The following is a 14,961-nucleotide window of genomic DNA, read 5'->3' on the forward strand; positions in this document are numbered from 1 at the left end:
ATTTAAAAAAAGCAATCCGGCTTTACACGTCATTTTGAAAAAGGCTATTCATCGGTTCCTGTAATTCCTGCAATACAGCTAACCTCCATATAATACCTGGCTGTCTCTTCGGGTGTGCATTTCATTTTGTGATCAATCCACCATTTGACTGTTTCGGCAAAGCTGCCTGAAAGATGATACAAGATGAAATCAGCAGGGGCATTTACTTTGATCTCGCTTAAATATCTGGAAAACATCTCTGAAAGGTACTCCTTAAAATACTTCATAAAGAGTTCGCCGCTTTCGCAGGACAAAATTCCCACCATGTCTTTTTCACTGTCTTTCAGATGATGTAGAATATGCGAGAGCCTTGCTTCAAGCCCGTTGTTAGTGCCCGAAAAATCATGGGTCTTTTCTGATATAAGTTCATCAGAAAACACATGGCTGAACAGATTGGTACACATTGCCTTAAGCAACTCGTCTTTTGTATCGAAATGAGCGTAAAAGGTGCTTCGGCCAATATTCGCCTCATCAATGATTTCCTGTACGGTTATATTCCCGTACCGCTTTGTTTCAAGGAGTGAGCTGAATGCCCTGAAAATAGCGTCCCTTGTTTTCTGTTGTCTTCTGTCCATCGCAATCCTTTCCATACAAATGTTATAAAATGTTCCGTAACATACAGTCTGCCCGATTTGATTGTTGCACAGGGCATACTGCAGCTATATAATGATAATGAACAATATGTTCGGTAAATGTAAATTATACTATTCTTTAATCAGCGATGCAACAGGAGGTTTCAAAATGACGAAAAGACTAAATGAATTTTTAGCCGGAGTACCAATGACAATCGTTGGCGGCGTATTTCTGGCTGTGAGCCTCATTCTTATGATGATGAAACTAGAAGTTCCCGTCGACCCAGCGTGGATTTCGGTCATCATCTCAGGAATTCCGCTTCTATATCTGGCAATATGGAGAATCATCAACAACAAGGGTATGAGCAAGATCTCGTCGGCACTCTTGATTTCCATAGCCATGATTGCAGCCATTGCCATCGGAGATATTTTTGCAGCCGGCGAAGTTGCATTTATTATGGCAACTGGGGCGATTCTGGAGGAGAAAACAGCTGAACGATCCAAAAAGGGGCTTAAGAAACTGATCAGCCTTGCGCCGCAGCAAGGACGCAGAATCATGAACGGAAAAGAAGAAATGATAAGGGCAGAGGAAATCAAAGCGGGATATATGCTTCGCGTTCTTCCCGGCGAAACCATTCCCGTTGATGGGAGAATCACCATTGGAAATTCATCTGTCGATCAGGCTGTCATCACCGGAGAATCGCTGCCTGTGGACAAGGAAGCAGGTGACAGCGTTTACTGTGGGACCATCAACCGGTTTGGAGCAATCGACATGGAAGCAACGGAAGTCGGCGAGGACAGCTCATTGCAGAAGTTGATTCGTATGGTTCAGGATGCTGAAAACAAACAGGCGCCAATACAGCGTATCGCAGATAAATGGGCGACCTGGCTTGTGCCGGCGGCATTGCTGATTGCCATTGCAGCATATGTATTTACGCAGGACATCATCCGCGGTGTCACGGTGCTGGTGGTATTTTGCCCCTGTGCACTGGTGTTGGCTACTCCTACCGCAATCATGGCGGCTATCGGACAGGCTGCCAAACATGGGATCATCATCAAATCCGGCGAAGCCCTCGAAAAGATGGGCAAAGTGGATACCATCGTTTTTGATAAGACCGGAACCCTTACATTTGGAAGACCTGAGGTCAGCGACATTATCACTTTCCTTGGAGAACCTGATGAAAACGAGCTTCTTGCTTTGGCTGCTTCGGCAGAATCCCGCAGCGAACACCCTTTAGGAAAGGCAATCGTCGCACACGCCATAGAAAAAAAGCTTGTTTTGAAAGATGCTGAAGGATTCAGAATGGAGGCCGGCAAAGGAATCTACGCCAACGTCTCTGGACGGGATCTGTTCTGCGGCAATGAAAACTACCTGAAAGAGAATGGCATTGGCATCCCGCAGCAGGCTATTGATACTCTGAATCTTTTGCGCAATCAAGGTAAAGCTTCGGTTCTGGCAGCTGCAGACGGGCTTTGTGTGGGTGTCATTGGTCTTTCTGATGTATTGCGCCCTGCGGCTGTTGAGATGGTAGCTGAACTGCATGAGATGGGTACGCAGACAGTATTGCTCACTGGGGACAACCATAGGACGGCTGCTTATTTTGCAGAACAGGCAGGCATTACCGATGTGAAGGCAGAATTATTGCCTGAGGAAAAGGTGCAGAACATTCTGCAGCTGCAGCAGGAAGGCAAGGCTGTTTGTATGATCGGTGACGGCGTGAATGACGCACCCGCCCTCAAAACGGCATCTGTAGGGGTAGCGATGGGAGCCATGGGAAGCGATATTGCTGTGGAAGCCGCGGATATTGCCCTTATGAGTGATGATATTTCAAAAATTCCTTATCTGAAACGGCTTTCCAATGCGACTGTAAGTACCATAAAATTCAGTCTCTTTTTATCTCTGTTAATTAATTTTGTGGCTATTTTAATGTCATTTATGGGATGGCTGACCCCTACAACAGGTGCATTGGTCCATAATGCAGGATCGATCGTTGTTGTGCTGATTGCCGCGCTGCTATATGACAGGAAATTCGATTAGTTCAGGAAAAGATTGAAAGGCGTTCAGATTAGGTATATACTTTGTGTGTAATTAGATACATGCAGGCACTGGAACAATCGGGGCGCAGTATTTATTTTGATTCCCTGATTCGGGCTGTCGGCGCAACCTATCAGTTGAGAAAGGGGTCAGTAATATGTCAGTTGTAAAAGTAATCGAACTTATCGGAGAATCCACTGAAAGCTGGGAGGCCGCTACAAAAGATACTGTAGCAGAGGCGGCAAAAACTATTGATAATATCAAAACTGTTAACATTGAAAACCTGCAGGCACTTGTGGAAGACGGCAAAATAACAAAATATCGCGCAAACGTTAAAATCACATTCGTAGTAAAAGACTAAGAAATCATATAATGCAGGATGAAATTTCCTGATCAAAGAAGGGTTCTCCTGAAAATAGAAGGGGAACCCTTCTTTGATTAGTGGCACGAGCAGTCAAACCTGCAAAAAACTGAATCCGAATGAGCGATTGGCGATTTCTTTAAAAACATATTGACATATCGTTTCACCAGTGGTATTATTAAGAAGTATTTTAGGTGTTAGTTTTGATTCACATATTTTTGTAAATCATTAATCTATTTAATGACTTACAAAAATATGTGATTTTTTATTTTCAGTGTAAAGTATAAAAAATTATATTAGGAGGTATCTTTCATGAATAAAGGTACAGTAAAGTGGTTTAACTCACAAAAAGGATTTGGATTTATCACAAACAGCGAAAATGGAGAAGATTTATTCGTTCATTTTTCAGGAATCGCGACTGAAGGCTTCAAGAGCCTTGAAGACGGACAGAACGTTAGTTTTGATATTACAAATGGCGCTCGTGGCTTACAGGCTACAAACGTTTTAGCAATTTAACCTTATCAGGCAGGTCGCTTTAGCGGATTGTGAATATCCGCTTTGACTCAGTCCATCCCTAAAAAGCCGGTTTTATACCGGCTTTTTTTGTGTTGAAAAAATATATCCTCTGATATAATTGATATAGAAGCTGATGAGTTAGTCAATGCATGAAAATATGTGGTATAATTCTTAAACGAAGGAAAAGAACCGGCAATGCGGCGATTTCCTGAACAGCCACAAAGAATTTCTACTATTATTTAAACTAAAGGAGCAATTATAATAATGAATTTTTATTTCGCACCCATGGAAGGCCTGACAGGATACATCTATAGAAATGCCTACCACGATTTTTTCAATCAGATCGATAAATACTTTTCACCGTTTATTGCCGCAACTCAGAACTATACATTTAAAAGCCGCGACTGGAATGATATTTTGCCCGAAAACAACCAGGGGCTTATTCTGGTTCCCCAGCTGCTGACCAATAATGCAACGGATTTCATCAATGCTTCTAAAAAAATAAAAACACTGGGTTATAACGAAATCAATCTGAATCTGGGTTGTCCTTCGGGAACTGTGGTGTCGAAAAACAAGGGATCCGGATTCCTTGCTAAAAAAGCTGAACTGGATGCTTTTTTGGATGAAATCTTCACACATTCGATCACGAAAATTTCCATAAAGACCAGATTGGGGAAAGACCAGCATGATGAGTTTTATGAACTGATTGAAATATTCAACAAATATCCCATGGAAGAGCTTATCATCCACCCCAGGATCCAGAAGGATTTTTATAAAAACACGCCAAATCTGGAGATTTTCAGGGATGCACTGAGCCTGAGCAAAAATCCTGTCTGCTATAACGGTGATATTTTTTCGGTTGAAGACTACAGGAAGTTTACTGAGGATTTTCCGGATGTGGGCACCCTGATGCTTGGCAGGGGATTGCTTGCGAATCCAGGATTGATACCGGAAATCACAGGTGGCCGGCAACTCGAAAAGGCATTGCTGAAAGAATTCCATGACAGAATTTATGAAGATTATCAGAAAATACTCTTCGGAGACAGGAATGTCCTGTTTAAAATGAAAGAATTATGGTTCTATATGATTCCGCTTTTTGCTGATAGCGCAAAGCATGCAAAAAAAATCAAAAAAGCAGAGCGGCTGTATGATTATGAGGCAGCAGTTTCAAGCCTGTTCAGAGAAAGGGAAATCCTTTCAGTTTGAGCGGTTTGCAAATATACCCTTTAACCGGCATTCAGACATATAAGGAGAATCACGACTATGAGTTTTCACAAGAAAATCAGAAGAGACAGTGAAAAGACCTTGAAAAGCTTTAAATATGGGTTTGACGGAATTGCCTCTGCCGTCCGATCAGAAAGAAATATGAAGATACATATCATGATCATGATCCTCGTCATAATAGCAGGATTCCTGCTGAAGATCACCATGGGAGAGTGGATCGCCTGCATCATCCTGTTCGGAATGGTCATTGCCGGAGAACTGATGAACACGGCAATCGAACTGGTGGTCGATATCATTATGCCCTATCAGCATGAAAAAGCAAGACGGGTGAAGGATATTGCAGCAGGATCCGTCCTTGTTTCCGCCATAGCAGCCGCAGTTGCCGGATTCATAATATTCGTTCCCAAAATCATGGCCCTGATCTGATGATTCATACATAAACGTGGCATTATTTTGTACTTTAGCAGCCAAAATTAAAATCCACCCAAAAATCGTCATGTTTTCCCCGAAATCGTTATTGCCGGTATTTGTGATGTTTCGTATAATAATTTCAGGAAAACAGACGGCATAGTTTACAGACATGCCGCTAATCAAGACTGAAAGAAAAGGGAGTATTGTATATGGTGAATTTAAAAGCGATGCCTTATAATCTTGACGATGAAGGCGTAAAATGGGTTCAGGAAACGATTGCCGGCATGACACTAGAAGAAAAAATAGGACAGCTGTTCGTCAATATGGGGTCAAGCCGTGACGAGGATTATTTGAAGCATGTAGTAGAAACCTATCACATTGCAGGCGTTCGATATAATCCGGGCACAGCTTCAGAAGTATATGACCAGAACAAAATCCTTCAGGAAAACAGTAAAATTCCGCTTCTGATCGCTGCCAATACCGAATCAGGCGGAAATGGCGCCTGCACCGACGGAACGTACATCGGCCACGAGGTAAAGGTTGCCGCTGCGAACGATGTGAAATACGCATATGAACTGGGACGTGTTTCCGGTGTTGAGGCTTCCGGAATCGGATGCAACTGGAGTTTTGCGCCAATCGTAGACATCAACAGGAACTGGCGCAATCCGATCATTTCGACACGTACCTGGTCCGGTGATGTTGAAAAGACTCTGGAATTGTCTCTGGCCTACATGAAAGGCATCCAGGAAAGCGGAATAATTGTTCCTGCAGCGAAACACTTCCCTGGCGATGGCATCGACGAACGCGACCAGCATCTGTCGTTCAGCGTGAATTCCCTCTCGACGGACGAATGGGACAGCACCTTCGGCAAGGTATACGGCGGCTTATTTGAAGCAGGGCTTCCATCCATCATGGCAGGGCATATTTCGCTTCCGGGCTATGTGCGTCACTTCCATCCGGAAGCGACTGTTGAAGAACTGGTTATGCCTGCAACATTAAACAAATATATATTGACTGACTTATTACGCGGTAAAATGGGCTTTAACGGTCTGGTCGTATCCGATGCCAGCCATATGGTTGCGCTGACATCTGCGATGAAACGTAAAGATATGCTTCCGGCCTCTATTGCTGCAGGCGTTGACCTGTTCTTATTTTTCAATGACCCTGATGAAGATTTCCAGTGGATGATGGAAGGCTATCATAACGGCGTGATTACGGAAGAACGCCTTACGGAGGCCTTAACACGCACATTAGGCATAAAGGCTTCCCTGAACCTTCACAAAAAGGCAAAGACGGAGATACTGCCGGCGAAAGAAGAATCTATGGCCAAAATCGGTCTGCCGGAAAACAAAGCAATTGCTTTAGAAGTTGCTGATAAAGCAATCACCCTGGTAAAAAACAAGGCAAACATCTTCCCTATTTCCGCTGACAGGGAGAAAAGGGTACTCCTGGTAGAAGTAAAAGGGTTCGAAGGAGGCTTTGGCAGAATGCTTGGCGGCAATGAAAGAACAGTTGATCTGTTAAAAACCATGCTGGAAAAGGAAGGATTTACTGTTGAGATATGGGAACCTTTAATAGATAAAATTTTCAAAATGCCGAAAGAAGAACAGACAGACGCGCTCAGGAACATCTATGCCCAGAAACGCCCGATTTCCGAATTGACGGATAACTATGATCTTGTCATAAACGTGGCAAGTGTATCCGCAAGCGTGGATCAGCGTGTCCAGTGGCCGCCTGCAAAAGGTACGCCGGACATCCCGTTCTACGTAAATGAAGTGCCTACTATCTTTGTGTCGCTACAGTGCCCGTTCCATCTGGCGGATGTGCCGCAGGTGCAGACATACATCAATTGCTACGATAACAAGGAGATGACATTGAAGGCCTTAGTTGAAAAAATGATGGGCCGTTCTGAATTTACAGGCGTAAGCCCGGTTGATGCATACTGCGGTCTGCTTGACACCCAGTATTAATTGAGGAGGAACTTTTTCGATGAGTGAATTGCTGTCTGGTTTCAAAAAAACAAAACCCTTTTTGATCTGTGTGGATTCTGACGGGTGTGCAATGGATACGATGGACATTAAACACAAGAAATGCTTCGGGCCATGCCTGGTAGATGTATGGAGCCTTGATGCCTTCAGGGATGAAATACTTAAGAGGTGGAACGACATAAATCTGTATACCATGACAAGGGGAATCAACCGGTTCAAAGGATTGCTGCTGATGCTTGAAGAGGTCAATGAGCGTATGCAGCCCATTGATGGTCTGGAAGAATACAGAAAATGGGTAGAAAGCACATCTGAACTTTCAAACGCCAGCCTGAAAGAGAAAATCGGAAGCAGGGATGGCATCTGTCTTAAAAATGCCCTGGAATGGTCAATCGTCCTGAACGAAAAGATTGCACAGCTTGACGAATCTGAAAAGCTGCCCTTCCCAGGTGCCCTGGAAGGCCTGAAAGCCGCACATGAAGCTGCGGATGTGGCAATCGTTTCTTCCGCAAATCTTCAGGCTATTCTGGATGAATGGAAACAGCATGGCCTGCTGGAACACACAGACATCGTACTTTCCCAGGATGTCGGCACGAAAGCATACTGTATTGCTGAACTTTTAAAAACCGGCTATGAAAAGGATCATGTACTGATGGTGGGCGATGCGCCAGGAGATTATGACGCAGCCAGAAAGAACGGAGTGCTCTATTATCCGATTCTTGTAAGCCATGAGAAAAATTCCTGGGATAGACTGAAGGAAGAGGCTTTAAGCCATTTTACTTCAGGGACTTACAAAGGCGCTTATGAAGATGCTTTCATAAAAAAATTTTTAGATAATCTGCAGGCATAAAAGCAGCCTCGCCTGCAATATGGCTGCCAGCGCTTGCAAAAAAGCCCTGAATCCTTGATATGATAAGGAACAGGGCCTTTTTAGAATTGGCTATTCGATTCCGATCAATATATCCTCGCCCTCTGTTTTGACAGGATAGCTCATGACTGAATGGGCGCTGAATTTCACAAACAGGAGTTTGCCTTTTCCGACAGTTTTTCCCGTCTTGATATCAAATACAGAGCCGTGCCTGGGGCAGACTATATTGCTGCCTTCCAGCCTTCCATCATAAAGGGAACCTCCCATATGAGGGCATTTATTGGCGATTGCATAATAGTCGCCTTCGAATTTTGCCAACAGTATATCGTTGCCCTTTAAAGTTATCCTGATCTTACTGACTGCTGAAAAGTCAGCTGTCCTGGCAGCTTTTACATATTCCATAACCATATTCCTCCCATGTTTTCAGATGATTGATCTGGTTGACTGGTTTCCGGCTGAATAACTATCAATGATTGCTTTGCATTCATCATACCATAGCAGGATTTGTTAGTAAATAATACCGTAAGAAAGTGATAAGAAATAAAACTAGGCGTATTGTATGGCGTGTCGGCTCAATTTTTGGTATAATGCATTCAGAATGAAAAAGGGGAGAAACATTTATGACTTATAACAATGACGATGCGATTCGCAATTTTACCAGCAATGAAATGAAGCATGCACAGCTTCTTTCCAGGCAATATCCGACAATTGCTGCTGCATGTACGGAAATCGTAAACCTGAAGGCAATATTGAACCTGCCAAAAGGTACGGAACATTTCCTTTCCGATATTCATGGGGAATATGAGTCATTCAATCATGTGCTGAAAAACGGATCCGGCAGTATAAAACGGAAAATCGAAGAGATTTTCGGTGATTCGCTAAGGGAAAAGGAAATAAAGAGCCTGGCAACCCTCATCTATTATCCGGAACAGAAGCTGGACATTATTCATAGCACGGAAGACGATATAGAGGAATGGTATGCCGTGACAATATACCGGCTTGTAGAGGTCTGCCGGAAGACGGCCTTCAAATACACGCGCATGAAGGTCAGAAAGGCAATGCCGGAGGACTTTGCCTATATATTGGACGAGCTTATGCATCAGGGCCCGAGAGAGTCAGACAAGAAGGAATATTACAATGAGATCATAGCAACCATCATTAAGATCGGCAGGGCGGACGAGTTTATCATCGCAATGTCAAAACTGATACAGAGGCTGGTAATCGACAGGCTCCATATAGTAGGCGATATATTCGACAGGGGACCGGGAGCGGATATCGTAATGGATACCCTCATGGACTATCATGCAGTTGATATCCAATGGGGCAACCATGACGTCCTATGGATGGGCGCCGCTGCAGGTAGCGAGGCCTGTATAGCGACCGTCATCAGGATATGTGCCCGGTATGTCAATCTGGCAACCATTGAGGATGGATACGGGATCAATCTGCTGCCTCTGGCAACATTCGCCCTGGAATTCTACAGAGATGATAACTGTACTGAATTCAAACCCAAGATCGAAAGTGACAGGGTCCATTACGAAAATGACCTGAAGCTTATAGCGAAGATGCACAAGGCCATTTCCATCATACAGTTCAAGCTTGAGGGTGAGATCATCAAGAGACGTCCATATTTCAGTATGGAGGACAGGCTTGTATTGGAAAAAATAGATTATGAAAAGGGAACGATCAGCCTGGAGGGTAAGACTTATAAACTCAGGGACTGCCATTTACCTACCATAGATCCTGCAGATCCATATGTCCTGACCGCCGAGGAAAGAAAACTGATTGAGAAGCTCAAGTCGTCATTCCTGAAAAGCGAAAAGCTCCAGAGGCATGTCAGGTTTCTTTTCGCTAAGGGCAGCATGTATCTGAAGTCGAATTCGAATCTGATGTATCATGGCTGCATCCCTCTCAATGAAGACGGCAGCTTTAAAAAAGTCAGAATAGGCTCGTCCGGAAAATCCTACAGCGGAAAGGCATTTTTCGACAGACTTGAGATTCTGGTCCGCGAAGGGTACTTCTACAAGAATAATCCCGAAGCGCAGCTTTATGGAATGGACCTGACCTGGTATTTGTGGAATGGTACGGATTCGCCCCTTTTTGGAAAGGACAGGATGACTACCTTTGAACGTTACTTTGTCAGCGAAAAAGAAACGCATGTCGAAAAGAAAAATCCTTACTTCAACCTTGAAGATACCGAAACTCTGACTAAAATGATATTTGAGGAATTTGACCTTGATCCGGAAGTTTCTCATATAATCAACGGACATGTGCCGGTCAAACTGAAAAAGGGAGAAAGCCCGATAAAGGCAAACGGCAAGCTTCTGGTTATCGATGGCGGTTTTTCCAAAGCTTACCAGAGCACCACCGGAATCGCCGGTTATACCCTTATCTACAATTCCTACGGCCTTTTGCTGGCAGCCCATGATCCTTTTGAATCGACTCAGAAGGCAATCGAGGAGGAAATAGACATTCATTCGACTTCAATGGTACTGGAGCAGGAAGTTGATCGTAAGAGGGTGCGCGACACGGACATAGGAGACGAACTGATCATCCAGATAAGGGATCTGGAGAATCTTTTGGATGCCTACAGGCTTGGATTTATTAAAGAGCAGCGCTATTAGTTCTGAATATTCATATAATTTTGTTTAAAATAACTGAAAGCTGTGGTAGAATATAGTCAAATGAGCGGATACTCACATGTCATATGCGAATATAAGGTGACGGATATAAATAAAGAGCTTGAGATAAAGCCGCCACTGTGACGCATGCTACATGTTGATGAGTATAAATTGGTAACTGGTCAGTCTATACGGCTGAACGTTACTGAATTTTTTCAAAAGCAGCAGGTAACCGAGTATTGAAATTGCATTGGACGAGATCAGCAATGCAGCAGGTAGAAGAAAGGAGACGGAAATTATGTTATGGAAATGTTCAGTTTGCGGATTTATTCATGAGGGAGATGATGCTCCCGAAGTATGCCCGAAATGCGGTGCACCAAAAGAAAAATTCACAGCCCTGTCTGATGAAGAAGCTCAGAAAATTTATACATCAGACCGTACCAATGATATCCATATGGAAATCATAAAACTGGCTATGGAAATCAAGGATTTGGCAAAAGAGGGCATGGAAATCAACCTTGATCCTCCATGTTTCAGCGTATTCCAGAAGGCCCATGACGAAGCATGGGTGATGAAACAGAGAAGCAAAGCCGAAATTGCCGGCCATGTAAGCAGAGGAAAATGGTAGGTTATATGAAAATATACTGCAGCTGTGCAGATGGCTCGATCAGGGATACAATACTGAATCGTTCAGGAATAATATGTTCTCTGTAGGAGACAACCAATCAGGACATTATCCAGACGGATAATGTCCTGATTTTTACATTCCTGATTTTATGATCAGTATGATGAGCCATAATCCCATTAACAGTGCACCGACATAGCCGACCACTGCTATTGCAGAAATTCCATAGAACTGGGGGCCGGTCTCAGTACTTACAATCATGGAGGAGCCTATGATAACAGCAGCAATGATAATGCTGAATACGACCCTGTTCACCATATGGTTGAGCCGGTCTGCAGGACCTTCCAGATTTGTATGCTCCATCTGGATTTTAAACTTACCGGAAGAAGCATTCTTGAGAAGACGGCCTGTTTCTTTTATGATTTCCGGCCCTGACTTGGACAGCAGATACAGAGACAGCAGATTTTCCGCTATTTCTTTTTTTGGATCTATGGTTTTGAATATCCTGCCTTTTACGTACGGCATCAGCATATCCATAATCCTGATGCCGGGAGAGAGCTTCTCAAGAACGCCTTCTATCGTCAGCATGCCCTTGAGGAGCATCGTGATCTCCTTTGGCATTGAAAGCTGGTTGTTCCTGCAAATTTCAAGCAGATCGCCTATAAGCTGGCCAAGGTCGAGCTCTGAAAGCGAGGTATCGATATATTTTGTATAGATGGATTCTATTTCGGAACGGAAAGACTGCATATCGATGGGACCTTTTTTTATGGCGATTTTGAAGACGGCCTGTGCCATGTCATCCGCATCTCCGGCTATGAGCCCATATAGCAGTAAATTGAACCGTTCCTTTAATTGACCGCTTAAAGTACCCATCATTCCGAAATCGATATAGGCTATCTGGTTTTTGTTGATCATAACGTTTCCTGGATGAGGATCCGCGTGAAAAAAACCGTCTTCAAAAATCTGTTTGAAGTAATTAAAGGCCAGCTTCCGGCATATCTCATCAATATCGTAACCTTCGTTCACCAGCTTATCAGTGTCAGATATTTTTATCCCGTCTATAAAGTCCATGACCAGTACGTTATGTGTCGTGTATTCCGTATATACCGAGGGGCAGGTTATAAACCTGACGTCACTATTATTCTTTGAAAACTCCCTGATATTGTCAGCCTCATACAGAAAATCCAGCTCCTTTGCCGCTGAGGCCTCCAATTCTCCAAGTATCTCCTCAAAGTTCATGATCTTGTTCTGAGGCGTATACCGGACATATCTGGAGAGCCGTTTGAGGATTCTCAGATCGTTCATCATAGTTTCCCTGACTCTGGGACGCAGGACCTTGACCACAACCTTGCGTCCATCCCTCAGGCAGGCTGCATGTACCTGAGCTATTGAGGCGCTTGCAATAGGTACTGGGTCGAGGCACGAAAAGATATCGGACACAGGTCTTCTCAAATCTGCTTCTATTACAGCCTTAACAGCTTCAAACGTTTCAGGTCTTGCATTATCCTGGAACTTCTGGAATTCAGCAATGTAAGCCTGAGGAAGCAGGTCCGAGCGCATGGACAGCATCTGGCCGATTTTAACAAAGGTCGATCCAAGCTCATCAAAAGATTCCCTCAGGCTGACCGGCATATTTTTGCTTTTAAATCCCCTCAGTATGCCGTGGTTCAGAAATACAGAGACGATTTCATGCATCCGTTCCTTTTCAGTGTGTTTTTCCATAATCTCACATCATCTGTCTTCAATATTTTTGATTCGTTCCTCGAGGTTTCTGATATCATCTCTTGTTGCAAGATTCAGGTCCAGGAGCATCTTTTTCAAATCGTCAGGCGTAATGCCACCGGATGCATTCTCCGTTTCTTGTTCATGTACTTTTTTTCGTTTCAGCTCTTCATTCAGTTCTTTTCCCTGTTCTACAGTAAGTTCCCCTTTTTTGATCAGGCTGTCGATCAGTTCCGAGCTTTTTTCGAATGAATATGCCATTGAACCGATTCCCGCAAGTACAATTTTTTTGAATGAAATATCCATAAAACGCACCTCTTTCTAAATCCGTATGCTTTAGAAGGTCTGCCGGCTAACATGCCTGAAGCGCAAGGCAGCCTTCTGGCTGTTTGTTTACTCCCTAATTATACCACATTTAAGCAAATTGACATACAACTAGCTTTAAAAGATATATTTGACGTGCTATTATTATACATTTTTCTCTTTGTATAGTATAATATACTATAACAGATTGCTCTTCATTGTTGTTTTGATTTGAAGCAATTTTATATTTCAATCTGTAAGAGAGGAGGGGGTAAAATGAACGACTCTTACTTTGACGGCGGACTTCTGCAACTGATCGGCTGGAAGCTTCTTGGAGGGCTCATCACCTTATGTACGCTTGGAATATGCTATCCATGGGCACTTTGCATGGTATACGGCTGGAGAATCAACCATACAGTGATTGAAGGAAGACGGCTTGTATTCACAGGCACTGCAATCCAGCTTTTTGGAAGTTGGATCAAATGGCTTTTGCTGACAATCATCACTTGTGGAATCTATGGATTCTGGCTGGAGATTACCCTTGAGAAATGGAAAGTAAAGCATACTGAGTTTGCCAGATAGCAATTCATTCGTCTTTATACGGCTGTTTAAGAATATGCTGTAGCGCTCAAGAACCGCATAACTTATGGGAAGGATTGGAGGAATGGCTATGAAAAAATTCATCAATAACCCGGAACGGGTAGTCGACGAAATGCTCGAAGGCATGGTTGCGGCACATCCGGAATATATACGAAAACTCGAGGGTTTTAACGTTCTTGCAAGGAAGAATGCTCCAGTGATAGGAAAAGTAGCCCTCGTCAGCGGAGGAGGCAGTGGCCACGAGCCTGCACATGGCGGCTATGTGGGGAAAGGGATGCTGGATGCAGCTGTGTGCGGCAACGTATTTACTTCACCGACGCCTGATCCGATTCTTGAGGCTATAAAAGCGGTTAATGGAGGCGCAGGCGTTCTTCTCATTGTCAAGAACTATACAGGCGATGTCATGAATTTTGAAATGGCAAGGGACATAGCCGAAATGGAAGGCATCAACGTGGATTATGTCATAGTAAACGACGACGTGGCCGTAGAGAACAGCACCTATACTGCCGGAAGGCGGGGAATAGCAGGAACCGTTTTTGTACACAAGATAGCAGGGGCAAAAGCCGAAACAGGGGCAGGCATCAAGGAAATAAAGGCAACCGCATTGAAAGTCATCAGCAATGTCAGAAGCATGGGGATGGCTCTGAGTCCCTGCATTATTCCTGCTGCCGGCAAACCGAATTTTACACTGCTGGAGAGCGAAATGGAAATCGGCATGGGCATACACGGTGAACCTGGGACCCATAGGGAGAAAATAAGGACTGCCGATGAACTTGCAGCTCAGCTGATGGATAAAATTTTAGAGGACATGTCCCTGCATGCAGGAGATGAAGTTGCCGTCATGATTAACGGCCTTGCCGCAACTCCCCTTATGGAGCTCTATATCATCAATAGAAGGGTACATGATATTCTGAAACAGAATGAGATCAAAATCTATAAGACTTTTGTAGGCGAATTCATGACTTCCCTGGAGATGGCTGGCTGCTCAGTCAGTATACTGAAACTGGATGATGAACTGAAGCTGCTCCTGGATGCGGAAGCAGATACGCCTGCCTTTAAGGTGATATAGGGAACTGGGG

General features: G+C 43.9%; 15 protein-coding genes. 11 read left to right on the plus strand and 4 right to left on the minus strand.

All coding sequences use genetic code 11. The annotated features are described in order from the left end of the window. Positions 1-44: 44 nt before the first annotated feature. A complete protein-coding gene (locus tag BJR36_RS00820; protein ID WP_091228755.1) occupies positions 45-614 on the minus strand; it encodes a TetR/AcrR family transcriptional regulator in 570 nt (189 codons plus the stop codon). 166 nt (positions 615-780) lie between these two features. Between BJR36_RS00820 and BJR36_RS00825 the strand changes: the two genes are divergently transcribed. The 7 genes from BJR36_RS00825 to BJR36_RS00855 all read left to right on the plus strand — a co-directional run bounded on the left by BJR36_RS00825 (position 781) and on the right by BJR36_RS00855 (position 7,993). Next, entirely contained in the window at positions 781-2,649 is a 1,869-nt protein-coding gene (locus tag BJR36_RS00825; protein WP_091228757.1) for a heavy metal translocating P-type ATPase, read from the plus strand. Positions 2,650-2,803: 154 nt separating this feature from the next. Next, on the plus strand, positions 2,804-3,007 hold the full coding sequence (locus BJR36_RS00830; protein WP_091228760.1) for a dodecin family protein: 204 nt from the start codon (positions 2,804-2,806) through the stop codon (positions 3,005-3,007). Positions 3,008-3,319: 312 nt separating this feature from the next. Beyond that, a complete protein-coding gene (locus BJR36_RS00835) occupies positions 3,320-3,523 on the plus strand; it encodes a cold-shock protein (RefSeq protein WP_091228763.1) in 204 nt (67 codons plus the stop codon). 264 nt (positions 3,524-3,787) lie between these two features. Continuing rightward, the gene (locus BJR36_RS00840) at positions 3,788-4,729 is read left to right on the plus strand and encodes a tRNA dihydrouridine synthase (protein WP_091228764.1); all 942 of its coding nucleotides are present in this window, start codon (positions 3,788-3,790) and stop codon (positions 4,727-4,729) included. A 57-nt stretch (positions 4,730-4,786) separates the two neighbouring features. After that, complete coding sequence (locus tag BJR36_RS00845; RefSeq protein WP_091228767.1) at positions 4,787-5,173, plus strand: diacylglycerol kinase family protein; 387 nt, start codon at positions 4,787-4,789, stop codon at positions 5,171-5,173. Between the two features lie 194 nt (positions 5,174-5,367). Next, positions 5,368-7,128, plus strand: a complete 1,761-nt coding sequence (locus BJR36_RS00850) for a glycoside hydrolase family 3 protein (RefSeq protein ID WP_091228770.1) — start codon at positions 5,368-5,370, stop codon at positions 7,126-7,128. Between the two features lie 19 nt (positions 7,129-7,147). Beyond that, positions 7,148-7,993 (plus strand): HAD family hydrolase, encoded by an 846-nt coding sequence (locus BJR36_RS00855; protein WP_091228772.1) that lies wholly within the window; start codon positions 7,148-7,150, stop codon positions 7,991-7,993. 90 nt (positions 7,994-8,083) lie between these two features. Here the strand turns inward: BJR36_RS00855 and BJR36_RS00860 are convergent, their stop codons facing one another. Next, positions 8,084-8,413: a Rieske (2Fe-2S) protein gene (locus tag BJR36_RS00860; protein ID WP_169823552.1), complete on the minus strand. Its 330-nt coding sequence runs from the start codon at positions 8,411-8,413 to the stop codon at positions 8,084-8,086. A 218-nt stretch (positions 8,414-8,631) separates the two neighbouring features. On the opposite strand from BJR36_RS00860, the gene BJR36_RS00865 reads away from it, so the two are divergent. Beyond that, on the plus strand, positions 8,632-10,635 hold the full coding sequence (locus tag BJR36_RS00865) for a fructose-1,6-bisphosphatase (protein WP_091228777.1): 2,004 nt from the start codon (positions 8,632-8,634) through the stop codon (positions 10,633-10,635). A gap of 295 nt (positions 10,636-10,930) precedes the next feature. After that, a complete protein-coding gene (locus tag BJR36_RS00870; protein WP_091228779.1) occupies positions 10,931-11,260 on the plus strand; it encodes a rubredoxin-like domain-containing protein in 330 nt (109 codons plus the stop codon). Between the two features lie 132 nt (positions 11,261-11,392). Here BJR36_RS00870 and BJR36_RS00875 read toward each other — a convergent pair whose 3' ends face one another. Together BJR36_RS00875 and BJR36_RS00880 are read right to left on the minus strand one after the other, a co-directional pair. Beyond that, the gene (locus tag BJR36_RS00875) at positions 11,393-12,979 is read right to left on the minus strand and encodes an ABC1 kinase family protein (protein WP_091228782.1); all 1,587 of its coding nucleotides are present in this window, start codon (positions 12,977-12,979) and stop codon (positions 11,393-11,395) included. Positions 12,980-12,988: 9 nt separating this feature from the next. Beyond that, a complete protein-coding gene (locus BJR36_RS00880; RefSeq protein WP_091228785.1) occupies positions 12,989-13,285 on the minus strand; it encodes a phasin family protein in 297 nt (98 codons plus the stop codon). Between the two features lie 273 nt (positions 13,286-13,558). On the opposite strand from BJR36_RS00880, the gene BJR36_RS00885 reads away from it, so the two are divergent. Together BJR36_RS00885 and dhaK are read left to right on the plus strand one after the other, a co-directional pair. Beyond that, positions 13,559-13,864, plus strand: a complete 306-nt coding sequence (locus BJR36_RS00885) for a DUF898 family protein (RefSeq protein ID WP_091228788.1) — start codon at positions 13,559-13,561, stop codon at positions 13,862-13,864. Between the two features lie 88 nt (positions 13,865-13,952). Next, positions 13,953-14,951: a dihydroxyacetone kinase subunit DhaK gene (gene dhaK / locus BJR36_RS00890; RefSeq protein WP_091228791.1), complete on the plus strand. Its 999-nt coding sequence runs from the start codon at positions 13,953-13,955 to the stop codon at positions 14,949-14,951. Positions 14,952-14,961: the final 10 nt, after the last annotated feature.

The sequence above is a fragment of the Anaerobium acetethylicum genome (assembly GCF_900096945.1).
GTDB lineage: Bacteria > Bacillota > Clostridia > Lachnospirales > Lachnospiraceae > Anaerobium > Anaerobium acetethylicum.

Excerpts from the sequence above, each read along its gene's own strand:
- BJR36_RS00855 (WP_091228772.1), top strand. The coding sequence starts at position 7,148 with ATGAGTGAATTGCTGTCTGGTTTCAAAAAAACAAAACCCTTTTTGATC.
- BJR36_RS00875 (WP_091228782.1), bottom strand. The coding sequence starts at position 12,979 with ATGGAAAAACACACTGAAAAGGAACGGATGCATGAAATCGTCTCTGTA.
- BJR36_RS00830 (WP_091228760.1), top strand. The coding sequence starts at position 2,804 with ATGTCAGTTGTAAAAGTAATCGAACTTATCGGAGAATCCACTGAAAGC.
- BJR36_RS00825 (WP_091228757.1), top strand. The coding sequence starts at position 781 with ATGACGAAAAGACTAAATGAATTTTTAGCCGGAGTACCAATGACAATC.
- BJR36_RS00880 (WP_091228785.1), bottom strand. The coding sequence starts at position 13,285 with ATGGATATTTCATTCAAAAAAATTGTACTTGCGGGAATCGGTTCAATG.
- BJR36_RS00850 (WP_091228770.1), top strand. The coding sequence starts at position 5,368 with ATGGTGAATTTAAAAGCGATGCCTTATAATCTTGACGATGAAGGCGTA.
- BJR36_RS00840 (WP_091228764.1), top strand. The coding sequence starts at position 3,788 with ATGAATTTTTATTTCGCACCCATGGAAGGCCTGACAGGATACATCTAT.
- BJR36_RS00845 (WP_091228767.1), top strand. The coding sequence starts at position 4,787 with ATGAGTTTTCACAAGAAAATCAGAAGAGACAGTGAAAAGACCTTGAAA.
- BJR36_RS00860 (WP_169823552.1), bottom strand. The coding sequence starts at position 8,413 with ATGGAATATGTAAAAGCTGCCAGGACAGCTGACTTTTCAGCAGTCAGT.
- BJR36_RS00870 (WP_091228779.1), top strand. The coding sequence starts at position 10,931 with ATGTTATGGAAATGTTCAGTTTGCGGATTTATTCATGAGGGAGATGAT.
- BJR36_RS00820 (WP_091228755.1), bottom strand. The coding sequence starts at position 614 with ATGGACAGAAGACAACAGAAAACAAGGGACGCTATTTTCAGGGCATTC.
- dhaK (WP_091228791.1), top strand. The coding sequence starts at position 13,953 with ATGAAAAAATTCATCAATAACCCGGAACGGGTAGTCGACGAAATGCTC.
- BJR36_RS00835 (WP_091228763.1), top strand. The coding sequence starts at position 3,320 with ATGAATAAAGGTACAGTAAAGTGGTTTAACTCACAAAAAGGATTTGGA.
- BJR36_RS00885 (WP_091228788.1), top strand. The coding sequence starts at position 13,559 with ATGAACGACTCTTACTTTGACGGCGGACTTCTGCAACTGATCGGCTGG.
- BJR36_RS00865 (WP_091228777.1), top strand. The coding sequence starts at position 8,632 with ATGACTTATAACAATGACGATGCGATTCGCAATTTTACCAGCAATGAA.